General features: G+C 64.9%; 20 protein-coding genes. 11 read left to right on the plus strand and 9 right to left on the minus strand.

Translation table 11 applies throughout. The features are described from left to right. Positions 1-62 precede the first annotated feature (62 nt). Entirely contained in the window at positions 63-863 is an 801-nt protein-coding gene (locus tag FJW07_RS01375) for a class II glutamine amidotransferase (protein ID WP_140853959.1), read from the plus strand. Positions 864-906: 43 nt separating this feature from the next. Here the strand turns inward: FJW07_RS01375 and FJW07_RS01380 are convergent, their stop codons facing one another. Together FJW07_RS01380 and FJW07_RS01385 are read right to left on the minus strand one after the other, a co-directional pair. Further along, complete coding sequence (locus FJW07_RS01380) at positions 907-1,980, minus strand: FAD-binding oxidoreductase (protein ID WP_140853961.1); 1,074 nt, start codon at positions 1,978-1,980, stop codon at positions 907-909. A gap of 66 nt (positions 1,981-2,046) precedes the next feature. Then, positions 2,047-3,726 (minus strand): hypothetical protein, encoded by a 1,680-nt coding sequence (locus FJW07_RS01385; protein ID WP_348640172.1) that lies wholly within the window; start codon positions 3,724-3,726, stop codon positions 2,047-2,049. A 337-nt stretch (positions 3,727-4,063) separates the two neighbouring features. Between FJW07_RS01385 and FJW07_RS01390 the strand changes: the two genes are divergently transcribed. The 4 genes from FJW07_RS01390 to FJW07_RS01405 all read left to right on the plus strand — a co-directional run bounded on the left by FJW07_RS01390 (position 4,064) and on the right by FJW07_RS01405 (position 6,908). After that, the gene (locus tag FJW07_RS01390) at positions 4,064-4,345 is read left to right on the plus strand and encodes a DUF4242 domain-containing protein (RefSeq protein WP_140853965.1); all 282 of its coding nucleotides are present in this window, start codon (positions 4,064-4,066) and stop codon (positions 4,343-4,345) included. A 16-nt stretch (positions 4,346-4,361) separates the two neighbouring features. Beyond that, positions 4,362-4,877, plus strand: a complete 516-nt coding sequence (locus FJW07_RS01395; RefSeq protein WP_140853967.1) for a hypothetical protein — start codon at positions 4,362-4,364, stop codon at positions 4,875-4,877. A gap of 77 nt (positions 4,878-4,954) precedes the next feature. Further along, on the plus strand, positions 4,955-5,179 hold the full coding sequence (locus FJW07_RS01400) for a DUF1127 domain-containing protein (RefSeq protein ID WP_181182530.1): 225 nt from the start codon (positions 4,955-4,957) through the stop codon (positions 5,177-5,179). 136 nt (positions 5,180-5,315) lie between these two features. After that, positions 5,316-6,908 carry a peptide chain release factor 3 gene (locus tag FJW07_RS01405; RefSeq protein WP_140853970.1) on the plus strand — a complete coding sequence of 531 codons (1,593 nt, stop codon included), beginning with the start codon at positions 5,316-5,318 and terminating at the stop codon, positions 6,906-6,908. A gap of 100 nt (positions 6,909-7,008) precedes the next feature. Here FJW07_RS01405 and FJW07_RS01410 read toward each other — a convergent pair whose 3' ends face one another. Further along, positions 7,009-7,476: a VOC family protein gene (locus FJW07_RS01410; RefSeq protein WP_140782567.1), complete on the minus strand. Its 468-nt coding sequence runs from the start codon at positions 7,474-7,476 to the stop codon at positions 7,009-7,011. 249 nt (positions 7,477-7,725) lie between these two features. On the opposite strand from FJW07_RS01410, the gene ilvD reads away from it, so the two are divergent. Beyond that, positions 7,726-9,570, plus strand: coding sequence for a dihydroxy-acid dehydratase (ilvD, locus tag FJW07_RS01415; protein WP_140853972.1), 1,845 nt, complete (start codon positions 7,726-7,728; stop codon positions 9,568-9,570). 46 nt (positions 9,571-9,616) lie between these two features. On the opposite strand, the gene FJW07_RS01420 is transcribed toward ilvD, so the two are convergent. Next, positions 9,617-11,371: an ABC transporter ATP-binding protein gene (locus FJW07_RS01420; RefSeq protein WP_140853973.1), complete on the minus strand. Its 1,755-nt coding sequence runs from the start codon at positions 11,369-11,371 to the stop codon at positions 9,617-9,619. Positions 11,372-11,545: 174 nt separating this feature from the next. Between FJW07_RS01420 and FJW07_RS01425 the strand changes: the two genes are divergently transcribed. Together FJW07_RS01425 and FJW07_RS01430 are read left to right on the plus strand one after the other, a co-directional pair. Beyond that, positions 11,546-12,826 carry an amidohydrolase family protein gene (locus FJW07_RS01425; RefSeq protein WP_140853975.1) on the plus strand — a complete coding sequence of 427 codons (1,281 nt, stop codon included), beginning with the start codon at positions 11,546-11,548 and terminating at the stop codon, positions 12,824-12,826. A gap of 77 nt (positions 12,827-12,903) precedes the next feature. Then, positions 12,904-13,827 (plus strand): DMT family transporter, encoded by a 924-nt coding sequence (locus tag FJW07_RS01430; RefSeq protein ID WP_140647312.1) that lies wholly within the window; start codon positions 12,904-12,906, stop codon positions 13,825-13,827. On the opposite strand, the gene FJW07_RS01435 is transcribed toward FJW07_RS01430, so the two are convergent. Then, positions 13,824-14,726, minus strand: coding sequence for a phosphotransferase family protein (locus tag FJW07_RS01435; protein ID WP_140853977.1), 903 nt, complete (start codon positions 14,724-14,726; stop codon positions 13,824-13,826). The two genes, FJW07_RS01430 and FJW07_RS01435, sit on opposite strands and share 4 nt — an antisense overlap. A gap of 96 nt (positions 14,727-14,822) precedes the next feature. Here FJW07_RS01435 and FJW07_RS01440 point away from each other — a divergent pair, with 96 nt between their 5' ends. Continuing rightward, positions 14,823-15,455 (plus strand): class I SAM-dependent methyltransferase, encoded by a 633-nt coding sequence (locus FJW07_RS01440; RefSeq protein ID WP_140853979.1) that lies wholly within the window; start codon positions 14,823-14,825, stop codon positions 15,453-15,455. A 15-nt stretch (positions 15,456-15,470) separates the two neighbouring features. Here the strand turns inward: FJW07_RS01440 and FJW07_RS01445 are convergent, their stop codons facing one another. Together FJW07_RS01445 and FJW07_RS01450 are read right to left on the minus strand one after the other, a co-directional pair. Next, on the minus strand, positions 15,471-17,924 hold the full coding sequence (locus FJW07_RS01445) for an FAD-dependent oxidoreductase (protein WP_140853981.1): 2,454 nt from the start codon (positions 17,922-17,924) through the stop codon (positions 15,471-15,473). Further along, positions 17,921-18,805: a phosphotransferase family protein gene (locus FJW07_RS01450; protein WP_140853983.1), complete on the minus strand. Its 885-nt coding sequence runs from the start codon at positions 18,803-18,805 to the stop codon at positions 17,921-17,923. The genes FJW07_RS01445 and FJW07_RS01450 overlap by 4 nt, the downstream gene beginning before the upstream one ends. 386 nt (positions 18,806-19,191) lie before the next feature. Here FJW07_RS01450 and FJW07_RS01455 point away from each other — a divergent pair, with 386 nt between their 5' ends. After that, positions 19,192-19,956: a DeoR/GlpR family DNA-binding transcription regulator gene (locus FJW07_RS01455; RefSeq protein ID WP_140647059.1), complete on the plus strand. Its 765-nt coding sequence runs from the start codon at positions 19,192-19,194 to the stop codon at positions 19,954-19,956. A gap of 19 nt (positions 19,957-19,975) precedes the next feature. On the opposite strand, the gene FJW07_RS01460 is transcribed toward FJW07_RS01455, so the two are convergent. Both FJW07_RS01460 and FJW07_RS01465 read right to left on the minus strand, forming a co-directional pair. After that, positions 19,976-20,872 (minus strand): NAD(P)/FAD-dependent oxidoreductase, encoded by an 897-nt coding sequence (locus FJW07_RS01460; protein ID WP_140853984.1) that lies wholly within the window; start codon positions 20,870-20,872, stop codon positions 19,976-19,978. Then, on the minus strand, positions 20,862-21,311 hold the full coding sequence (locus FJW07_RS01465) for an Rrf2 family transcriptional regulator (protein ID WP_140650228.1): 450 nt from the start codon (positions 21,309-21,311) through the stop codon (positions 20,862-20,864). The genes FJW07_RS01460 and FJW07_RS01465 overlap by 11 nt, the downstream gene beginning before the upstream one ends. 89 nt (positions 21,312-21,400) lie before the next feature. Between FJW07_RS01465 and FJW07_RS01470 the strand changes: the two genes are divergently transcribed. After that, a complete protein-coding gene (locus FJW07_RS01470; RefSeq protein WP_140853986.1) occupies positions 21,401-22,312 on the plus strand; it encodes a LysR substrate-binding domain-containing protein in 912 nt (303 codons plus the stop codon). Positions 22,313-22,351: the final 39 nt, after the last annotated feature.

The following is a 22,351-nucleotide window of genomic DNA, read 5'->3' on the forward strand; positions in this document are numbered from 1 at the left end:
CCCGACGAGCCGCGAATTCATTCGCACGCTCAAAAACGCATCGATAAGAGGATCACAGGACAATGTGCCGGTGGGCAGCCTATCTCGGCGACGCGATCTTCCTGGAAGACGTCATCGCCGCACCCTCCCATTCCCTGATCGCTCAGAGCCGCCAGGCGCGGGAGGCGAAATCGCCGACCAATGCCGACGGCTTCGGCGTGGCCTGGTATGGCGATCGGCCGGAACCCGGCCTTTACCGCGATGTCCTGCCAGCCTGGTCCGATACCAATCTCAGCAGTCTCGGACGCCAGATAAAATCCGGCCTGTTCCTAGCCCATGTGCGCGCCTCGACGGGCGGCGGCACCGGCCGCGCGAACTGCCACCCCTTCGTCTCGGGCCATTGGTCCTTCATGCACAACGGCCAGATCGGCGGCTTTGAGCGGGTCCGTCGGGTGCTGGAGAATTCGCTCTCGGATGCGCTGTTCGACCAGCTCGAAGGGACCACGGATTCCGAACTCTTTTTCCGCGTGATGCTCGACGAAGGCCTCGCGCAGGATCCGCAAGGCGCGGTGTCCCGCGCCACCAGCCGCGTGCTCGAGGCTGCGCGCCGCGCTGGCATCGAGCCGGCCCTGAAACTGACCGCCGCCTTCAGTGACGGAAGGGCGCTTCACGCTGTTCGCTACGCCACCGACGGCCAGGCTCCGACGCTCTACACCGCCGCCTTCGCCAAGGGCGTTGGTCGTTGCATCGCCTCGGAACCGTTCGATCGCGATGGCCGCACCTGGCACGAGATTCCGCAATCGAGCTTCGTGACGATGACCCGCGACCGCACCAGCATCCGGCCGTTCACGCCAGCTGCCGCCGCGCTGGCGCTGGCAAGCTGAGGTCTCGGCATACTCTCTGCCGGCGGCTTCCGCCGCCAGCCGGCTACTGATCGAAGCGCGACAGGGCGTAAGGCGCGAGCAACGCATCGCGCTCGTCGTCGAGGATTTCGCGGGCGGCGAACAGCCCCACGGCCGGCGCCAGCGTGATGCCGGAATGGGTGACGGCGATGTAGAGGCCGCCGACACCGTCGGCGCGGCTGACGATCGGGAAACTATCGGCCGGCGTCGGACGGTAGCCGATCGTGTGGAAGTCGAGTTCCAGCCCGTCGGCGCCGCGCAGCATCGCTTTCATCGCCTCGAAAAGCGCGCGCGCGTCGGCCTGCGGATTCTCGCCCGGCTCGCCGCCGCCGAAGTCAGAGCCGGCGACGATGCGTCCCTCGGCCGTCTGGCGCATATGCAGTTTCTCGGCCAGCACCAGCCCGTTGAGCAGCTTCTTGTAGGGGCGAGAGTGCACGATCAGGCCGGGTGGGGTCCCGATCGGCAGCTTCACGCCCGCCGTCGAGGCGATCGCCGGAGCACCGGCGCCCGCTGCAATCACCACCTCGTCGGCGGCGATGCTCTCGCCCGAAACGACGACGCCCGTGACCTTGCCGTTGACCAGCGCCAACCTGTCGACGGTTCCCGTGACGATCCGTGCCCCGCGCCGTTCGGCATCGGCCAGCAGCGCCTTCGTGGTCGCCACAGGCTCGGCCACGCCTTCCTGCGCGAGATAAAGCGCAAACTCGGGAAGCTCCGCCAAATTGGGCTCGATGCGCGCTGCCTGTTCGCGCCCGACCCGCTCGATGCCGTAGCCCCAGGACGAATGCTCCGCCGCGTAAGCTTCGAGCTTGTCCGCGGGCAGGTCCCAGCACAGGCCGCCGCACCAGGCGAGCGGCAGGCCGGACAGGTCGTTCGCCAGCCGTTTCCATTCGGCCATGGCGCGGATGCGCAGCCGGAAATAGGGTTCCGGATTGCCCCAGCTTGCATTGATCCAGGCAAAGGAATTCGGCGTGGCGACGCCGCCGGCGCCACTTGTCGAGACGACCGTAACGCGCGCGCCGGCTTTCGTCAGATGCCAGGCGATCGAGGCGCCGATGATACCGGCGCCGACGACGATGACTTGTTTTGCGCTGCTCATGCCGGACCTTTTGAGGAGAATTTCCCGTCATGCCACCATGCCGGCTTGACCTCAAGTGGGAGGCGGCTAGGCACCGCCCACCGCTACCGCCTGCGCGCCGGCAATCAGGTCCTTCAGCTCTTCGCAGCGCCGCATGAGCCGGGAAGAGTCGACTTTCTTCGCGACCCCCAGCGCGGTGCCGAGCTCCAGCTCAGCGCCGGAGCGATCGCCGATCTTGATGAGCAGCGCCGCGAGCGACAGCCTGGCGTCGGCGACATTGATCGGCGAGCCGATCTCGTTCCAGCGCCAGCATGCGATCTGCAGCTCCCGGGCAGCTTCGGCGAGGCGCTCTTCCTGCATGAAAAGCTCCGCCTTGGCTTCCGCGGTCAGCGCCTGGATGGAGGCCATCGGCCAGCGCTGCGGCTGGGTCTCCAATTCGGCGATTACCTCTCTCGCCCGCTCGCGCCGATTGATGCGCGCCGCCACTTTGGCTAGCGTGGCAAGGACCATGCCTCGCCGCTGCAACGTCGGCCAGCCATTGCCCACCAAGGACCGTTCGAGAGCGCTGAAAGCGGCCTCCGCCTGTCCTTGCTCGAGTTGCAGCAGCGCAAACCCGGGCTGCGGATCCCAGCCCGCGGCGTGCGACGCGCGGTAGGCGGTTTCGGCTTCCGTGAATTCTCCAGCCGCGAGGTGAATATCGCCCAGCACGCGCAAGGCATCGCCCATCGCCCAGGGCGCGTCGAGGGCGAGCTGGTCCAGCGCCGCGCGCACCAACGCCTCCGCCTCCTTCAGCGTGCCATGAACGCCGAGCACTTCGGCGCGGTGCAGCCGGCACGAGCCCGAAAGGTCTTCCAGCCCATGTCCCCTGCACCAGTCCTCATAGCCAAGCGTCCATTGGTTGGCGCGTGACCAGTCGCCGAAATTCCGGCAGGCCCACAGGATGTTGCAGTAGAGGATGCCGCCGACAACCGGGTCGACGTCGCTGGACAGGCCGAGCGCCGCGGCAAAATCCTGATCCTCCTGCCCGGATTTGGTTTCGCCGAGGCAAAGCTTGAAGAAGCCGCGATAGATCAGGCCGAGGGACTCCACGACCGGATCGTCGAGATGCCTGCCGACCGCGAAGGCTTGCTCGGCGAGCGCAAGCGCCTGCTCCGGCTCGGCTTCCGCGCCCTTGATGCGCGCGCCCATCCAGCACCAGAGGCCGTGCTCCCTGCTGTCGTTGGCGGCATCGATCAATTGCGCGGCACGCTTGTGCCAGCCCTTGGCGACGGCAAGTTCGCCTCTCTCGAGATGGATTCTGGCCAGGGTTATTGCCGGCGAAGCCGCGCGCAGGCGCTCGCCGGCGACGCCATAGGCCGTCACCGCGCGCGCCAGAAGCGGGATCGCTTCGGCCGGCCGCCCCATGCATTCCAGTGCCAGCGCCCATTCCTCGAGGTCGGGCGTGAGCAACTCGTCGGCGGCGTCCGCTTTTGCGAAGGAAGCCGCGGCCTCATGCCATTTTCTGACTGCAACGGCCGCGCGTGCCGACAGGATTGATGAACCGGGGCTCGAAGGCCCGTTGCCAGCATCGGCCCGCACCGGCCCGTTTTCCGAAGCGGTCGCCTGGTCGAGGCAAATCCGGTAGCCAAAGCGGGGCAGGTTGCGCAGTGACGTCTCCATACCGCCCTGGCGAAGGATGCCGCGGGCAAGGCTCGCGACGCGCTGCAGCGAAGCCTCGGTCACCGTCACGCCGGGCCACAGCGTCTCAAGCAATTCGTCCTTGCTCATGGCACGGTCCTGGTGCCGCAGCAAAATGGCGATGAAATCGAAGACGAGGGGCTGCGCCTCGATCTCGTTTCCAGCGAGACGAAGGGCACGGGAGTCTTCATTGAGTTCGAAGTCGCCGAAGCAATAAATTCCCATCGGCAGCAATCCCTGTAACGGCAATAGGCAAAAGATCAGAAGAAGATAAGGGCGGCGTAAGGACCGTTGGCCGCCTGTTCCGTAATTCTCCGTCTGCCTGGCGGGCCAGACCGCAGTTTAGCGCAGCGGCCCCCGGCATGTCACCGGCACCGACCTGATCGGGTGCCCGGGGCATTTGAACCCAGATCAAGGAGATTGCAAAATGCAGAAATACATCATCGAACGGGAGATTCCCAAGGTCGGCACCTTCGAGCGCCAGCAGCTTCGCGACGCCTCCAAGGCCTCGAACGCCGTTTTGGCCGAGCTCGGTCCGGACATCCAGTGGGTCGAATCCTTCGTGGCCGACGACAAGACTTTTTGCGTCTATCTCGCCAAGGACGAAGCGATCATCCAGCGCCACGCCAAGATGAGCGGCTTCCCGGCGACGAAGATCACCGAGGTCAAGCGCCTGTTCGATCCGACGACGGCTTACGCCAGCGCCTGACCGGGAGGGATCGATCGTGAAGCGCTTTGCGGAAATCGTCCTTGCGGTCGGCGCCTTGGCGCTGTTTTACAGCACTGCAGTCGCCCATGACATGCCCGATCCCGTGCTCAACCGGTCCCGAGAAATGGCGGCCAAGTATCTCGACATCAAGGTCGCCAAGGCGGACGGCTACCAGCAGCTGTTCGAATGCACGACGCATGACGAGCACGGCACGATGGGCGTCCATTTCATCCATCCCGCCCGCGCCGGCGACGGCAAGCTGGTGCTCGGCGAGCCGGACGTGCTGACCTACGAGCCGGAGGCCGATGGCTCGATGCAGCTCGTCGGCATGGAATACATCGTCTTCGAAAAGGACTGGAAGGGGAAAAGCGTACCTGAATTCCTCGGCCGCACCCTGCAACGCAAGACGACGGTGGGCGTCCACCCGGTGGACCCCTACTACGAACTCCACGTCTGGCACTGGCGACACAATCCGGCCGGCATGTTCGCCGACTGGAACCCGTATGTGAGCTGCGAGCACGACCGGTCCTGACCTTTTGTCGGCAAAAGGCCTTTGGGAGGGCCACCGGTGGCCCTCCCTTCACCGTTTTATCGAAAGGAGATATGATCATGACTATCCTTGTGCAGGAGCGTGCGGCCAGTCCGTCCGTACTCCGGCGCGCCTTCGCCGTGGCCATCGATATCTGCCATGCCGGCGGAAGTTTCCTTGCGCGCATCATCCGCATCCGCAGGGATCGCGCCCTGCTGGACGAGTTGCCGGACTACCTGCTGCGCGACATCGGCATCGAGCGCTCGGAAATCTCGTCGGTCACCTGGTTCGGCAAAGGCCGGTAGCGACGGTCCGTGGATTTGAAGGCCAACGTCTTTTTCCCGTGGCGCTTCCCGGGTCGCGACCAGCACTCTGCCCAAAACCGTCGACAGGCCGGGAAAGCGCTGCTAGAAGCCCGCGCCACAGACAGGATTCCACGACTTGGCAGAAGACATCGAACAGGCCGTATCGCGCCGCCGCACCTTCGCGATCATCGCCCACCCCGACGCGGGCAAGACGACGCTCACCGAAAAGCTGCTGCTGTTCGGCGGCGCCATCCAGCTTGCCGGCGAGGTCAAGGCCAAGAAGGATCGCATCCAGACGCGGTCCGACTGGATGAAGATCGAGCGCGAGCGCGGCATCTCCGTCGTCACCTCGGTGATGACCTTCGAATATGAAGGCAATGTCTTCAACCTGCTCGACACGCCCGGCCACGAGGATTTTGCCGACGACACCTACCGCACGCTGTCGGCGGTGGATTCGGCCGTCATGGTCATCGACGCCGCCAAGGGCATCGAGCCGCGCACGCTGAAGCTGTTCGAGGTCTGCCGGCTGCGCGACATCCCGATCATCACCTTCGTCAACAAGATGGACCGCGAAAGCCGTGATCCGTTCGAGATCCTCGACGAGATCGAGCAGAAGCTGGCGCTCGACACGGCGCCCATCACCTGGCCGATCGGCCGCGGCAGGACGTTTTCCGGCACCTATCACCTGGCGCTCAATGCCGTGCGCAGGGGTGATGAGGAAAAGGAGCGCACGCCCGTCAATGGCCCGGATTCCAACCGCGTCGCCGGGCTCTTGCCGGACAATGAGCGCGAAGCCTTCATCGAGGAACTGGAGCTCGCGCGGGAAGCCTGCCGCCCGCTCGACGTGGACGCCTTCCGTGAAGGTCATCTGACGCCGGTCTATTTCGGCTCGGCGCTGCGCAATTACGGTGTGCGCGATCTGATCGAGGCGCTGGGCGCCTACGGCCCGCCGCCCCGCGCGCAGGAGGCCGATACCCGAACGGTCGAGGCAACGGAGGAGAAGATGACCTCCTTCGTCTTCAAGATCCAGGCCAACATGGACCCCAACCACCGCGACCGCATCGCCTTCGTGCGCGTCTGCTCGGGCACGCTGGAACGCGGCATGAAGGCCAAGCTTGTGCGCACCGGCAAGCCGATGTCGCTCTCGGCGCCGCAATTCTTCTTCGCCCGCACCCGCGTCACCGCCGACGAAGCTTACGCCGGCGACGTCGTCGGCATTCCCAACCACGGCACGCTGCGCATCGGCGACACGCTGACCGAAGGCGAGGAGATCCTGTTCCGCGGCGTGCCCAATTTCGCGCCGGAAATTTTGCGCCGCGTGCGGCTCGGCGACGCCATGAAGGCGAAAAAGCTCAAGGAAGCGCTGCACCAGATGGCCGAGGAGGGCGTCGTCCAGCTGTTCTCGCCCGAGGACGGCTCGCCGGCCATCGTCGGCGTCGTCGGCGCGCTGCAGCTCGACGTGCTCAAGGAACGGCTCAACATCGAATACACGCTTCCCGTGGATTTCGAAATGTCGCGTTTCTCGATCTGCCGCTGGATTTCGGCCGACGACAAGGCGGAAGTGCAGCGCTTCATCGAAGCGCATCGCGGCGACATCGCCCGCGACCTCGACAACGATCCGGTGTTTCTGGCCCAGCACGCCTTCTCACTGAATTACGAGGCCGAGCGCTGGAAGGCGATCCGCTTCGCCACCGTCAAGGACTACCAGGTCCGCGACAAGGCGGCGTGATTCTAGTGAGTAGTGAAGTAGTTGATTGGTAATTGGAAAGAGCTGGCATCGCTACTCACTACTCACTACTCACTACTCACTACTCACTACTCACTAATTCTCATCCCCTTGCCGCCGCTTCGATCTTGTCGATCTCGATCTTGCCCATCTTCATCATGGCGTCCATGACGCGGCCAGCCTTGGCACGGTCGGGGTCCATAAGCAGGCGCGGCAGCTGTTCCGGCACCACCTGCCAGGAAACGCCGAACTTGTCCTTCAGCCAGCCGCAAGGTCCGGGCTCGCCACCTTCGCTGAGCCTGGTCCAGAAATGATCGACCTCTTCCTGCGTCTTGCAGTCGATCGATTGCGATATGGCTTCGGTGAAATTGAATTCCGGTCCACCATTGAGCGCCTGGAACGGCACTCCGTCGAGCTCGAACGTGGTCACCAGCACCTTGCCCTCGTCACGATGGCCCTTGGGCCAGCGCATGATGCTCAGCACCTTCGAGTTCTTGAAGATGGAAATGTAATGGTTCATCGCCTCTTCGGCCTGGCCGTCGAACCACAGGCAGGTGGTGATCTTTTGCATGTGTTTGTCCTCCGAATGCTTCTTTTGCGGTTACCGTCAAACGGCTGGCCGCGAGAAATGGTGCCATGCCGTCTGCCCAAGGACGGCCGGGCGGGCCGCGATCCGACACAGGCTTGCTGTTTTTCCGCAAGAATCTGGCGCAGTGCAAAATGGTGGTCATGCCGGGCCGTGATCGCTATAACCGCTGCCGACTAAAATTTGAGCGCCGCCCGCCGCGCATCGGCGCGGCCAGCCAGCAAGGACAGTTCGATGCCTGCCTATCGTTCCCGCACCACCACCCATGGCCGCAACATGGCCGGCGCCCGCGGCCTGTGGCGCGCAACCGGCATGAAGGACAGCGATTTCGGCAAGCCGATCATCGCCGTGGTCAATTCCTTCACCCAGTTCGTGCCGGGCCACGTGCATCTGAAGGACCTCGGCCAGCTTGTCGCGCGCGAGATCGAGAAGGCGGGCGGCGTCGCCAAGGAGTTCAACACCATCGCCGTCGATGACGGCATCGCCATGGGTCACGACGGCATGCTCTATTCGCTGCCGTCGCGCGAGCTGATCGCCGACTCGGTCGAATACATGGTCAACGCGCATTGCGCCGATGCCATGGTCTGCATCTCCAACTGCGACAAGATCACCCCCGGCATGCTGATGGCTTCGCTGCGCCTCAATATCCCGACCGTCTTCGTCTCGGGCGGACCGATGGAGGCCGGCAAGGTGGTGCTGGCCGGCAAGGCGCAGGCGCTCGATCTGGTCGACGCCATGGTCGCGGCTGCCGATGACAAGATCTCCGACGAGGACGTCAAGGTCATCGAGCGGTCGGCCTGCCCGACTTGCGGTTCCTGCTCCGGCATGTTCACCGCCAATTCGATGAACTGCCTGACCGAGGCGCTGGGCCTGTCTCTGCCCGGCAACGGTTCGACCTTGGCCACCCATGCCGACCGCAAGCGCCTGTTCGTCGAGGCCGGCCATCTCGTCGTCGATCTCGCCCAGCGCTATTACGAGCAGGACGACGAAACGGCACTGCCGCGCAGCATCGCCTCCAAGGGCGCCTTCGAGAACGCCATGGCGCTCGATATCGCCATGGGTGGTTCGACCAACACGGTTCTGCACATCCTCGCCGCCGCCCATGAGGGCGAGGTCGATTTCACCATGGAGGACATCGATCGGCTGTCGCGCAAGGTGCCTGTGCTTTGCAAGGTCGCGCCAGCCAAGTCCGACGTCCACATGGAGGACGTCCACCGCGCCGGCGGCATCATGGCCATTCTCGGCCAGCTCGACGAGGCCGGTCTGATCAATCGCGACCTGCCGACTGTGCACACGGCGACCCTTGGCGAGGCCCTCGACCATTGGGATATTTCGCGCACCTCTGCCGAAAACGTCCGCGACTTCTTCCTGGCCGCTCCCGGCGGCGTGCCGACCCAGGTGGCCTTCAGCCAGGACCGCCGCTGGGACGAGCTCGACACCGACCGGGAGAAAGGCGTCATCCGCTCGGCCAAGACGCCGTTCTCGAAAGACGGTGGCCTTGCCGTGCTGAAGGGCAATCTGGCGCTCGACGGCTGCATCGTGAAGACCGCCGGCGTCGACGAATCGATCCTGAAGTTCACCGGCCCGGCTCGCGTCTTCGAAAGCCAGGACGCCTCCGTCAAGGCGATCCTCGGCAACGAGATCAAGGCCGGCGACATCGTCGTCATCCGCTATGAGGGACCGCGCGGCGGCCCCGGCATGCAGGAGATGCTCTACCCGACCAGCTACCTGAAGTCGAAGGGCCTCGGCAAAGCCTGCGCCCTGATCACCGACGGCCGCTTCTCCGGTGGCACGTCCGGCCTGTCGATCGGCCACGTTTCGCCGGAAGCCGCCGAAGGCGGCGCGATCGGGCTGGTCCAGGAAGGCGACACGATCGAGATCGACATCCCCAACCGCACGATCCGGCTCGCCATCAGCGACGCCGAGCTCGAAGCGCGCCGCACGGCGATGAATGCGAAAGGCCCGGATGGCTGGAAGCCGACCGAAAAGCGCAAGCGCAAAGTGACGACCGCGCTGCGCGCCTACGCCGCCTTCGCCACCAGCGCCGACAAGGGCGCTGTGCGGAAAGTGCCGGAGTAATGAACGCTTCTCCTTCTCCGGCAAGGGGAGAAGGAGAGGCGCCGCACTACGGCATCAGCTGATATTCATAAAGTTTCTGGTAGAGCCCGCCCTGCTTGAGCAGGGCCTTGTGCGGGCCGCTTTCCACCACCTTGCCCTTTTCCAGCACCACGATCGTGTTGGCCTGGTGCACGGTGGAAAGCCGATGCGCGATCACGATGGTCGTGCGGCCGACGGTGAGCTGCTGCAGCGCGTCGCGGAACAGCGCTTCCGACTCGGCGTCGAGCGCGCTGGTCGCCTCGTCGAGCAGCAGGATCTCGGCGTTGCGCAGCATGGCGCGCGCGATCGAGATGCGCTGGCGCTGGCCGCCGGACAAAAGCGAACCGTTCTCGCCGACCTCCGTGTCGTAACCCTTGGTCATGGCGCTGATGAACTCATGCGCGTTGGCGGCCTTGGCGGCGGCGATCACCTCTTCGTCGGTCGCGCCCTCGCGGCCGAGACGGATGTTGTGCATGACGGTGCCGGCGAACAGGAACGTGTCCTGGCTGACATAGGCGATCTTCTGCCTGAGCGAATCGAGCGTCGCGAACGAGATGTCCTGGCCGTCGAACATCACCTTGCCGGTCTGCGGGTCGTACATGCGCATGATCAGGTTGAGGATCGTCGACTTGCCGCTGCCGGATGGCCCGACCAGCGCCGTCATCTTGCCGGCCTTGAGCGTCAGGTTGAAGCCGTCGAACACGGGCGCGCTTTCCGGATAGGCGAAGCCGACGTCGTCGAAGCGGATTTCGCCCGGGCCGGGTTGCAGCGGAGTGGCGCCGGGTTTCTCGGCGAGCGTCAGCGGCCGGTCGGCGAGCTGGAACATCATGCGCACGCCGACGATGCCGGTCTCGAGCGAGATGCGAACGCGGGCCAGGCGCTTTGCCGGCTCATAGGCCAGGAGCAGCGACGCGATGAAGGCCATGATGTTGCCCGGCATTTGCCCGCCCTGCAGCACCAGGAACCCGCTGACGAAGACCGCCCCGGCGATCGCCAGGCCGGCAAGCGTTTCCATCACCGGGCTGGTGGCTGCCTCCAACGTCGCGATGTTGTTGGCGCGGTTCTCGACATCGGAGACGGCCTTGTACATGCGTTTGCGCATCGCGCCTTCGAGGTTGAAGGATTTGACGACGCGCACTCCGATCGCCGTCTCCTGCATCACATGCACGATCTGGCCAAGCGACATGAATTCCATGGACGCGATCTTGCGCACGCGTTTCAGGATGCGGTTGACGCCATAGATCGCTACTGGCCCGACGGCAAAGCAGATCAGCGACAGCCACGGCTGTTGCCAAACCATGACCGCGACCAGCACGATCAAGGTCACTAGGTCGCGCACATAAGAGGTGACGACGAGGTCGAGCACGCTGCGCGCGGCCTGAGCGTTGTTGGTCATGCGGGCGATCAGGTCGGCCGACGAGGTCGAATGGTAGAATTCGATGCCTTGCGCCAGGATGCGATCGTAGATTTTGCGCTGCCGGTCGGCGATGATGGCGTTGCCGACACGGCTCATGCAATAGGCCTGCACGAACGTTGCGAAGCCCTTGAGCAGGAAGATTCCCGCGACGCTCGCCGCTATCATGTTGACACGGTCGAGCCTCTTGAAGACGACGAATTCGTTGGTGATCTCGCGCAGGATCCAGGCGCTGGCACCGGTCATGGCGGCCACCACCAGCATCGACACTATGGCCGCGCCATAGCCGAATTTATGCTCGTGGAAGGATTCCCTCACCAGCCTTGCGATGAGGCGCTGGTTTTCCGTGGAACGGAAGAAGCGAAACAACGGCCGATCCTGTGTCTGGCTGCGAGATTTTCGGATTCGCCACGAGGGCGAGAGGCGGCTTATAGAGCGAGTTGCGGCGCGATGGAACCTTTCGGCTCCCGGGGAAAGAAAAGGCTGCGCCGGGCTGTCTTTTCGGCCACGATGATTGCCGATTCTTGAAAAGGGTGACGACAGATGGATTTCGACCTCATCGTGCGCGGCGGCACGCTGCCGGACGGCAGGATTGCCGATATCGGCATTGCCGGCGAAACCATTCGGGCGGTCGAGCAGAAACTGCCGGGCTCCGCGCCGAGCGAGATCGACGCCCGCGGCAATCTGGTCTCGCCGCCCTTCGTCGATCCGCATTTCCATATGGATGCGACGCTGTCTTACGGCACCCCGCGCATCAACGCTTCCGGAACGCTGCTCGAAGGCATTGCGCTCTGGGGCGAGTTGAAGCCGCTTCTGACGCATGAAGCGGTGCGCGAGCGCGCGCTCGCCTATTGCGACTGGGCGGTGTCGATGGGCCTGCTCGCCATCCGCAGCCATGTCGACGTCTGCGACGACCGGTTGCTCGCGGTGGAAGCGCTGCTCGATGTCAAGAAAACCGTCGCGCCCTATATCGACCTGCAACTGGTCGCGTTTCCGCAGGACGGCCTCTATCGCTCGCCGACGGCGCTGAACAACACCATCCGCGCGCTCGACATGGGCGTCGACATCGTCGGCGGCATCCCGCATTTCGAGCGCAGCATGGCGGATGGCACGCGCTCGGTCACGGAGCTTTGCGAGATCGCGGCCAAACGCGGCCTGATGGTCGACATGCATTGCGACGAGACCGATGATCCGCTGTCGCGCCATATCGAGCAACTGGCCTATGAAACGCAGCGCCTCGGGTTGCAGGGCAGGGTGGCCGGCTCGCACCTCACCTCCATGCATTCGATGGACAATTACTACGTCTCGAAGCTTTTGCCGCTCATCGCCGAGGCCGGCGTGTCGGCAATCCCCAATCCGCTGATCAACATCATGCTGCAGGGGCGCCACGACACCTTCCCGAAGCGGCGCGGCCTGACCCGGGTCAAGGAGATGCAGGCGCTCGGCATTCGCGTCGGCTGGGGCCAGGATTGCGTGCTCGACCCCTGGTATTCGCTAGGCACTGCCGACATGCTCGACGTCGCCTTCATGGGCCTGCATGTCGCGCAGATGTCGAGCCCGGCCGACATGGCGCGCTGCTTCGACATGGTGACCAACGTCAACGCCGCCATCATGGGACTGGACCATCTGGGTCTCGCGGTCGGCAAGCGGGCGAGCCTCGTCGTGCTCGATGCCGGCAATGCGATCGAAGCCGTTCGCCTGCGCCCCGAGCGCCTCTGCGTCATTGCCAGGGGCAGGGTTGTGGCCGAGCGGACCAGGCAGGAGACCAGGCTGTCGATCGCCGGCCGGCCGAGGCAAGTGAACAGGCGGCACAAGGCCGGCTAGCCGATTTCCGCCGCTGGTCTTACCGATTTCCCCGGATTTCCCTCGTCAAACCGGCTGCTTGCGGCTAGGGAGCCGGCATGGCCCTGTCCCTTGCGCGCAATTTCACGATCAGGAACATGTTGCTCGCCGGCATCCTCTTGATGCTGGCCGGCGACTTCATGTTCGCGCTGAACGACGCGATGGGCAAATGGCTGGTCGCGAGCTTCTCCGTCGGACAGGTGGTGCTTATCCGCTCGATCGGCGCCTTCATCGTGCTGGGTCCGATGATCGCCAACCAGGGCACGGCCAGGCTGTTTCACATGGACCGGCCGGTTTTGCAGTTCCTGCGTGTCGTGGCCACCACAACCGATACCGGACTGTTCTATGCCGCGGTCGTCTACCTGCCGCTGGCCGACGTGATGAGCTTCTACATGGCCGGGCCGATCTATGTCGCGGCGCTGTCGCATCTCTTGCTCGGCGAAAAGGTCGGCTGGCGCCGCTGGCTGGCGATCCTGGTCGGCTTCTGCGGCGTGTTGATCATCCTGAAGCCGTCCTCGGCGGCGTTCTCGTTGTCTTCGGCCTTCGCGCTCGTGGGCAGCATCGCCTTCGGATTCGCTATCATCCTCGGCCGTCTCCTGCGCGGCACCAGCGACACGACTTTGGTTACCTGGCAGACCATCGGCACGCTGATTGTCGGCGGCCTGCTCACCATCGGCGCTTGGCGCACGCCGTCGGCGCTCGATTTCGGGGCCATGCTTTTGCTCGGCGTCGTCTCTTGCGCCGCGCATCTGATGATCACAAGGGCGCTGAAGCTGGCGCCGGCCTCGACGCTGGCGCCGCTGCATTACACCCTGCTCCTGTGGGCTGTGGTCTTCGGCCTCGTGTTCTTCGGCGATGTCCCGGGGCCGCGTATCCTGGTCGGCGCGGTCATCGTCGTGCTCGCCGGGCTGTTCATCTTCCATCGCCAGAAGGTGGTGGAGACCGAGGTGCCGCCGGAGAACGTGCCGAAGGGCGTGAACTAACCCGCGCGTATCGCGGCCAGATGCCTAGAGAATTCCGTTGTCTCCATCAGCGCCTTGCAGCGGGCGAAGCGGCCGTCGGCATAGGCTCGGAAATCGTCGGCCGGATTGTCGTTGGCGAGCTGGATCAGTCCCCAGAGCGTCCAGAGCAGATCGCACATCGCCTTGTAGATGACGATACGTCCGCGCTCCGCCGGCCTCGCCTCGCCACCGAAATAGGCGTGCATCAGTTCCTCGTCCTGGCCGACATCGAATTTGCCCTCGACCGAAAGGTCGCCGAGGTCCCACAGCGGATCGTTCATGCCGGAATATTCCCAGTCGACGATCCACATCCGATCGCCCGTATCGAGGAAATTCTCGCACAGCGGGTCGCAATGGCAGGCGGCGAGCGGGATTGCGTGCGCGGCAAGGGCCGCGCGCACAGCTTCCGCCTCGCGCACCACGTCGTGATAGCCGGCGGGCAGCGCCACGTCCTTGGTCGACAAAACCTTGAGATAGTCGTCGATCATCGCGAACAATTCGAAGCGGAAGGGAAAGACCGCGCCGGAAGAGTGGAGCTTGTGGAAGGCCTGGCCGGCCCGCGCCGGGCTGCCCGGCCGCGCCTTGAATTTTTCGGGCGACATCGTCTCGGCGCCAGCAATAAAACGCGTCGCCATCAGGCCGGACGCCGGATCGGCATAGAGCACTTCGGGACTGACGCCGGCCCTGGCCGCCTCGCGCGCCGCCACCGCCTCGTTGGAGCGGTTGATATATTCTTGCGTGCCCTTGCCGGGAATGCGCAGACACGCTTCGCCGGCCCTGTAGACCATGTTGGTCAGACCGCCCAAACGCTGCAGCGGTCCGTCATAGCCTGCCAGCGCCGGAATGGCGGCCAACGCGGCGCGCGCCTCGTCCATCGTCATCCCCTTTACCATCACACGATGTTTTATAGCGGAACGGTTCCACAGTTTTTGCCGCTTGGCTACCATTGCGGATACGAATCGGCGGCGGGAGCAGAAATGGCGGACGGCAAGCACAGCGGCTCGCTAAGCGCGGCCTACGCCGCGAAGCGGCCTGAGGAAGTGGCGGCGATCTATGACAGCTGGTCCGAGACCTATGACGCCGACATGTCGGCCGCCGGCTACCGCCACCCGACGATATGCCTTGCGCTGCTTGCCCGGCACTTGCCGCGCGGCGCCGAACCGTTGCTCGACGCCGGCGCCGGCACCGGCCTGATCGGCGAATGGCTGGCCATCACCGGCTATCCCAGGGTCGAGGCGCTCGACATCTCGCAAGGCATGCTGGACAAGGCAGGCGCGAAGGGCGTCTACACGGCGCTGCATCGCCTGGCGATGGGCGACGCTTTGCCCTTCGCCGGCGGCGCCTATGCCGGCATTATTTCGGCGGGCGTCTTCACCTCGGGCCATGTCGGGGTCGAGGGACTGGACGAGCTGATCCGCATCTGCCGTCCAGGCGGCGTCATCGTGCTGACCGTCAAGAACACGCTTTGGCAGGCCGGCTTCGCCGAGCGCATCGCCGGGCTTGAGGCTCAAGGCAGGTTGAAGCGCGTCGAGGAAACTGCGCCCTATGCCTCGATGCCGGGCGAAACCGATACCGTGCCGAGCAGGGGGCTTGTGCTGCGCGTCAGCTGACCCGCTCTGCGTGGATCAGGCCCTTATCCTTGCTCCGGCCGGATCGTACATCGGCTCGAGATGGATTTTTGCCGGCGTGCGTTCCATCGCCACCACCAATTCGTAGTCGCCAGAGGTAAGGAACTCGTCGCCGACGCCGTCGGCATTGCGCACATAGCCGTAGCCGATGTTCTTGCCCACCGTGTAGCCGTGGCCGCCGCTGGTGAGGTAGCCCACCGATTCGCCATTGCGCAGGATCGTCTCGCGCCCGACCAGCACGATCTCGGGATCGTCCACGGTGAAGCCGGCAAAACGTTTCGTCGGCGCTTTGCCGGCTGCTTTCCCCAGCGCCCTGCGTCCGACGAAGTCGGTGTTCTTGCGAAGCTTCACCGCCCAGCCGAGCCCCGCCTCCAGCGGCGTGTCGTTCGGCGTGATGTCGGAACCCCAGGCGCGGTAGCCTTTCTCCAGTCTGAGCGATTCCAGCGCGCGGTAGCCGACCGGGCGAATGCCATGCGCCTTGCCCGCCGCCATCAGCACGTCGAAAACCTCGCCGGTGGCGGCGATCGGCGCATGCAGCTCCCAGCCGAGCTCGCCGACATAAGTGACGCGCAGCGCCTTCACGCTATGGCCGGCTATTGCGATCTCGCGCGCATGGCCGAAGGGGAAGGCGGCGTTCGAGACATCGGCCTCCGTCACCGCCGACAGCACGTCGCGGGCGCGCGGCCCCATCAGCGACAGCGTGCCGAAATCTTCCGTGACGTCCTTCAACCTGGCGTCGAGGCCCGAGCCGATATGGTCGCTTATCCAGGACAGATCATGCGTGCGGAAGCCGGTGCCGGTGACGATGTAGAACCGGTCCTCGCCGAGCCGCGACACGGTGAGGTCGGCCTCGATGCCGCCGCGCGTGTTGAGGAGCTGCGTGTAGGTCAGCCGTCCGACCGGCTTGTTGACGTCGTTGGCGCAGATCCAGTCGAGCGCCTTCAGCGCGTCCGCGCCGGTCAGCTCGTATTTGGCGAAGGAGGACTGGTCGAAGATGCCGACCTTCTCGCGCACATGACGGTGTTCGCCGCCGACCGGGCCGAACCAGTTCTGGCGGCCCATCGAATAGACGTCTTCGGCGGCCGCGCCGTCCGGTGCGAACCAGTTCGGCCGCTCCCAGCCGAGCTTGGAGCCGAACACGGCGCGGTGTGTCTTCAGCCGCTCATAGAGCGGCGAGACGATGCGCGGCCGTCCCGTCAGATACTCCTCGTGCGGGAAGCCGATCGTGTAGTGCTTGCCATAGGCTTCCAGCGTGCGGTCGCTGACCCAGTCGCGGTCGCGGTGCAGGCCGGAGAAGCGTCTGATGTCGACCACCCAGAGGTCGAGCGGCGCCTCGTCGTCGACCACCCATTGCGCCAGCACCCAGCCGGCGCCGCCGCCCGATGCGATGCCGAAGGCGTTGAAGCCGGCGCCGACGAACATGTTGGCGCATTCGGGCGCGACGCCCAGGATGAAATTGCCATCCGGCGTGAAACTCTCCGATCCGTTGATCATCTGCTTGATGCCGGCGGTTTGCAGAGCCGGAACACGCGCGATCGCCTGGGTCATATGCTGTTCGAAGTGATCGTAGTCGTCGTCGAACAGGCGGAATTCCCAGTCGTTGGGGACGTCACCCCCTGGGAGATTGGTTGTCCAGGCCTGCGGGTTGGGTTCATAGCCGCCCATCACCAGCCCGCCGACCTCTTCCTTGAAATAGGTGCGGCGGTCGGGGTCGCGGATCGTCGGCGCGTCGTTGGCCAGTCCCTCGATCTTCTCGGTGATGATGTACTGGTGCTTTACCGGCTGCAGCGGCACGTTGATGCCGGCCATCGCGCCGACCTGCCTTGCCCACTGCCCGGCGCAGTTCACCACCTTGCCGCAGGCGATGTCGCCTTTTGAAGTCTTCACCGCCGTGATGCGGCCGTCCTTCATCGCAAAGCCGGTGACGCGCACGTCCTCGAACAGTTTCGCGCCATGCATGCGCGCGCCCTTGGCGAGCGACTGGGCGATGTCGGAGGGGCTTGCCTGCCCGTCGGTCGGCAGCCACGAGGCGCCGACCAGATCGCCGGTCTCCATCAGCGGCCACATGCGCTTCACCTCCGCAGGCGACAGAAGCTGCATGTCCATGCCGAAGCTTTTTGCCGTGGTCGCCAGCCGCTTGAATTCGGTCCAACGGTCGGCGTTCGTCGCCAGCCGCAAACAGCCGGTCATCTTCCAACCGGTCGCCAGGCCCGTCTCGGCCTCCAGTCCCTTGTAGAGATCGACGGAATATTTGAGCACGCGCGTGATCGAGGCCGAGGAGCGCAACTGCCCGACCAGTCCGGCGGCGTGCCAGGTCGAGCCCGAGGTCAGCTTGCCCTGCTCGAGAAGCACCACATCGGCCTTGTGGTCGCGTGCCAGATGATAGGCAGTGGAGCAGCCGATGATGCCGCCGCCGATGACGACGATTTCGGCATGGCTGGGCAAAGTCATGACTTGGTCCCGCATTTCGTCCAGTAATTCTCAAGCGCCGCGTCGAGCCGGACGAGGTTTTCCTCGGTATAGGCGACATAGTCGATGCCGGGCGCGTCGAGATAAAGCTCGGAGACCATGCTCCACATCGCCTCGCGCAGCAGCGAGGCGCATTGCATGGCGGCATGCGAACGGCGGATTTCGCCGTCCGGCTCCTTCATGAAATAGGCGGTCAGGAAGGCGAAGGATTCGTCGTTGCTCATGCCGGCATTGGACGCGACGCCGGCGAGGTCGAACATCGCCGTGTTGAAGCCGGCATACTCGAAGTCGATCAACCACAGCCGCTTGCCGTCGTCGAGAATATTGGCCGGCAAAAGATCGTTGTGGCCGAAGACGATCGGCAAAAGCTTCTGCGCCCGCTCGAGCTCGTCGGCGAGCGAAAGATAGCGCGGCAACTGATCCTTCTTTCGGCTGCCGCCTTCGTCCAGCGTGCGCGCATAGTCGCGGATGACGTGGAACACCCAGAACATGAAGCCGGCGCCGGAGACGTGGTTCGGCATCTCGCGATGGAAGCCGCGCAGCAGAGCCGCCACGCTGCCGAGATTGGCGCGCACATCCTCTCCGAGGAAAGTCTTGGCTCCAAGAAATTCCGTCACCAATATGCCGGGCTCGGCATAATGCACGGCCGGCGCGAAGCCCGCCGCATGCGCTGCCCGCGCCGTCATCACCTCGCGCTCGCGAAAGACATGGTGGAACGGGAAGTCCTGGCCGAAGCGCACGACATGGCGCCCGGCCGCATCCGTGACGACAAAATTGGCGTTGCTGAGGCCGCCCGGCAGCGGCTCGATCTCGATGCCGCCGTTCCAGCACGGCAGGGCGCGGATGCGGTCTTCGGCGTTCACGGCTTCGTTCCGGCCTCAGCCGGCCCCGCCCAAAACAAGGATGGCAAAAAATGAAAAAGCCTCGTCGGTGCGAGACGCCAGGATCGGTATCCCGCACCGCACCGACGAGCCCCTTGGCCAGGTATGATATCCCGGCATCCGCCCCCGCGGATTCGACAAAAGCTCGCGCCTGGCTGGTTCCAGGCGATCTGGTCACTAGGCTGCGGCTCTGCCATCACCCTCCCGCGGCAGTTCCGAGCCTGTCACAAGGTTAATGTCATGCCAGGGTGGCAGAGCTGTCAATCAAAAGCTGTGACTTTTTTTGGGTGTTTTGCCCGAAAATATTAAGCGTCTCCTTTCAAAGCGTTGCCAAAGCCTTAAATTCGGTCAAAGTGCCGGACATCCACATGATCCATTCGAAACGGCATGGCGAAATCCTGCGGCTCCTCAACGAGGAGGGCACGATCACCATAGCCAGCCTTGCCGAACGTCTGGGCGTCTCGCTGGAAACGGTGCGGCGCGACGTCAAGCCGCTGGCCGACGACGGGTCGGTGCTGAAGATGCATGGCGCCGTGGGCCTTGCCTCGATGGTGGGCGAGGCGCCGTTCGAGCGGCGCATGCGCGAAAATGCCGAAGCCAAGCGCCTGATCGCCAGGATGGTCGCGGCCACGATCCGCGATGGCGAGGCGATCATGCTAGACACCGGCACGACCACATCCTTCCTCGCGCGAGAGTTGCTCGGCCATCGCCGGCTGACGGTGGTCACCAATTCCTCCGACATCGCCCGCACGCTGGCGACGGTGAACGGCAACAAGGTCTATATGGCCGGCGGCGAGCTGCGCAGCGATTCAGGCGCGGCTTTCGGCATCTCGGCGATCGAGTTCGTCAGCCGCTTTTCGGTCGATCACGCGGTGATTTCGATCGGCGCGGTCGACGCCGCCGCCGGCCTCACCGACTACGAGCTGGAAGAGGCGGAATTCGCCCGCATGGTGCTGTCGCGTGGCCAGCGCTCGCTGGTCATCACCGACCACACCAAGTTCGGCCGCCAAGGACTGGTCCGGGTCTGCGGCTTCGACGGCTTTTCCGAGCTCGTCACCGACCAGCCGCCGCCACGCGACATAGCCGCCGCGCTGAGCCAGGCCGGCGCCCGGCTCAGTATTGCCGCAGCCTGACGCGCCCAAGGAACGAGAGCTAACCGAACACCAGCGACTGGTGCGCCGCAACCCCGGCCATCGCGCCGCCCGACACCGCGAAGGCGATGTTGTGCATCAGGCGCGCGGCGTCTCCAGCCGCGAAGACGCCGGGCACCGATGTCTGCTGCTTGTCGTCCACGACGATCGCCCGGCCAAGCGGGCCTTCGTTGAAGGCGCAGCCCAGCTGCTCGGCGAGCGGACTTGCCATTTCGTTGCGCGGCGCGGTGAACAGCGCCCGCACGCTTGCGCTGCGATTACCATCCAGCCTGACGACCAGACCGTCGGCGCCGTTGTTGTGCACTTCCGCCACTTTAGCCGGCTCGAACCTGATGTTGCGCTTCTCCAATGCCCGCGCCTGGTCCGTGTCCGGTTCGAACAAGCCGTCAGCGAACAGCGTGACGTCGCCCCAGTCGGAAATCAGCTCGGCCTGGTGCAGCGACATCGGTCCGGTCGCCAGCACGCCGAGCGGCCCGCCGGCCACTTCGTAGCCGTGGCAATAGGGGCAATGCAGCACCGTCTTGCCCCACTGCGCGGCAAGTCCTGGAACGTCCGGCAGGATGTCGCGGACACCGGTGGCGAGCACCAGCCGTGTCGCGCCGAAGCCCTCGCCATCGTCCATCCGGACCTCGAAGCCGGCGCCGGCAGCGGCGGCCCGCTCGGCGCGGCCGTCCATCACCTTGACGGTGGGATAGGCAAGCAACTGTGCCCTGGCCTCGTCGAGGATGTCCGACGGCGCCCGCCCGTCCTGGCCGAAGAAGCCATGCGAATGCTCGGCAAAGCGGTTCCGCGGCTGCCCGGCATCGATCACCAGCACCTTGCGCCGCCCGCGCGCCGCATACATGGCGGCGGAGAGGCCGGCAAAGCTGCCGCCGACGACGATCACATCATACTGCATGGCTGGATACTCCAATCAGGTCATAACGGCGGCGGAAGTCGGCCGTTAGGTCGGCCAGCGTGATATGGCTGAGCCGCTCAGTGAGCAGCCTTTCCGCCTCCAGGCGAAAATCGTCGAGCACGGCGATCACCGCCTGCTCGACCAGGCACCCGGGACTTTCCGGCTCGGTGCTGAACGGCAGCAGCGTTTCGCCGAGCGCGGCGCTGATCTCGGCCAGCGAGATCTTGTCCGGCGCGCGGCCGAGCTGCCAGCCGCCGCCATGGCCGCGCGACGAGGTGACGATGCCGGCCTCGCGTAAGCCGGCGATGGTGCGGCGCACGACCACCGGATTGGTGTGGATGAAGCCGGCCAGTTGCTCCGAGGTCAGCGCCCGGTCGGGCGCGTCGGCCATGTGGACGAGGATATGCAGGGTCGAGGACAGTCGGCTGTTGCGTTTCATGTAACTTAAATAGTTACGAATAGAGCGGCCGTCAAGTTTTGGACCTTGCCCACTTCCCAGCACCGCATTGGCCGGTGTTTAGTCCGGCCATGGCTTTCACCATCCGCCAATTGCAGTTCTTCATCGCCGTCGCCGAGCAGGGCACCGTCTCGGGCGCCGCGCAGAACCTGTCGATTTCCCAGTCCTCGGTCACCGAGGCGATCAAGGAATTGGAGAGCGATCTCGGCGTCGAGCTCTTCGAGCGCCATCCGCGCGGCCTCAACATCACCCACAAGGGCCACCAGTTCCTGCGCCACGCGACCAAGATCCTGGCCGATGTCTCCGATGCGCGCCGTTCCTTCTCCAGCGAGCAGGCCGCCGCGGGCGGCCGCCTGCAGCTCGGCGTCACCTCGCTGGTCGCCGGCTATGTGCTCTCCGATCTGCTCGCGCGCTACCGCCGCGCCTATCCCGGCGTCGAGGTTTCGGCCATCGAGGACAATGGCGACTATCTCGAGCACCTTCTGGTCGGCGGCAAGCTCGACATCGCCGTCATGGTGACGTCCAACCTGCGCGACCGAACGGCGCTGCAGTCGGAAATCCTGGAAGTTTCGGCCTACCGGCTGTGGATTCCGCTCAGCCACAGGCTCGCCAGCGCCGACATCATCTCGATCGGCGATATCGCGTCCGAGCCGCTGATCATGCTCACCGTCGACGAGATCGAGGAGAACACCGGCAAGCTGCTGTCGGCGATCGGCGCCCGGCCGCATGTCGCCTTCCGCACCCGCTCGGTCGAGGCGGTGCGCAGCCTTGTCGCCACCGGCGCCGGCGTGGCGCTGCTGCCCGACCTCGTCTACCGGCCCTGGTCGCTGGAAGGCGACCGCATCGAATCGCGCGACGTTTCCGGTTCGCTGCCAGTGGTCCAAGTCGGCACCGTCTGGCGCCGCGGCTCGGGCCTGCCGCAGGCCGCGCGCGACTTCATCGGCCTCGCGCAGTCGCAGCGGATGGTGCGCCAGCGACTGTGATACCTATCGGTAAAACCGATATCGGCTTTCTGATAAATG

The organism is Mesorhizobium sp. B3-1-9 (genome assembly GCF_006439595.1).
In the GTDB taxonomy this organism is placed as follows: domain Bacteria; phylum Pseudomonadota; class Alphaproteobacteria; order Rhizobiales; family Rhizobiaceae; genus Mesorhizobium.

What these genes read in the sequence shown, in the direction of transcription:
- FJW07_RS01460 (WP_140853984.1), bottom strand. Translation starts at nt 20,872, where the DNA reads ATGCAGTATGATGTGATCGTCGTCGGCGGCAGCTTTGCCGGCCTCTCC.
- FJW07_RS01385 (WP_348640172.1), bottom strand. Translation starts at nt 3,726, where the DNA reads ATGAGCAAGGACGAATTGCTTGAGACGCTGTGGCCCGGCGTGACGGTG.
- FJW07_RS01470 (WP_140853986.1), top strand. Translation starts at nt 21,401, where the DNA reads ATGGCTTTCACCATCCGCCAATTGCAGTTCTTCATCGCCGTCGCCGAG.
- FJW07_RS01465 (WP_140650228.1), bottom strand. Translation starts at nt 21,311, where the DNA reads ATGAAACGCAACAGCCGACTGTCCTCGACCCTGCATATCCTCGTCCAC.
- FJW07_RS01410 (WP_140782567.1), bottom strand. Translation starts at nt 7,476, where the DNA reads ATGCAAAAGATCACCACCTGCCTGTGGTTCGACGGCCAGGCCGAAGAG.
- ilvD (WP_140853972.1), top strand. Translation starts at nt 7,726, where the DNA reads ATGCCTGCCTATCGTTCCCGCACCACCACCCATGGCCGCAACATGGCC.
- FJW07_RS01390 (WP_140853965.1), top strand. Translation starts at nt 4,064, where the DNA reads ATGCAGAAATACATCATCGAACGGGAGATTCCCAAGGTCGGCACCTTC.
- FJW07_RS01455 (WP_140647059.1), top strand. Translation starts at nt 19,192, where the DNA reads ATGATCCATTCGAAACGGCATGGCGAAATCCTGCGGCTCCTCAACGAG.
- FJW07_RS01430 (WP_140647312.1), top strand. Translation starts at nt 12,904, where the DNA reads ATGGCCCTGTCCCTTGCGCGCAATTTCACGATCAGGAACATGTTGCTC.
- FJW07_RS01440 (WP_140853979.1), top strand. Translation starts at nt 14,823, where the DNA reads ATGGCGGACGGCAAGCACAGCGGCTCGCTAAGCGCGGCCTACGCCGCG.
- FJW07_RS01400 (WP_181182530.1), top strand. Translation starts at nt 4,955, where the DNA reads ATGACTATCCTTGTGCAGGAGCGTGCGGCCAGTCCGTCCGTACTCCGG.
- FJW07_RS01375 (WP_140853959.1), top strand. Translation starts at nt 63, where the DNA reads ATGTGCCGGTGGGCAGCCTATCTCGGCGACGCGATCTTCCTGGAAGAC.
- FJW07_RS01425 (WP_140853975.1), top strand. Translation starts at nt 11,546, where the DNA reads ATGGATTTCGACCTCATCGTGCGCGGCGGCACGCTGCCGGACGGCAGG.
- FJW07_RS01445 (WP_140853981.1), bottom strand. Translation starts at nt 17,924, where the DNA reads ATGACTTTGCCCAGCCATGCCGAAATCGTCGTCATCGGCGGCGGCATC.
- FJW07_RS01380 (WP_140853961.1), bottom strand. Translation starts at nt 1,980, where the DNA reads ATGAGCAGCGCAAAACAAGTCATCGTCGTCGGCGCCGGTATCATCGGC.
- FJW07_RS01435 (WP_140853977.1), bottom strand. Translation starts at nt 14,726, where the DNA reads ATGACGATGGACGAGGCGCGCGCCGCGTTGGCCGCCATTCCGGCGCTG.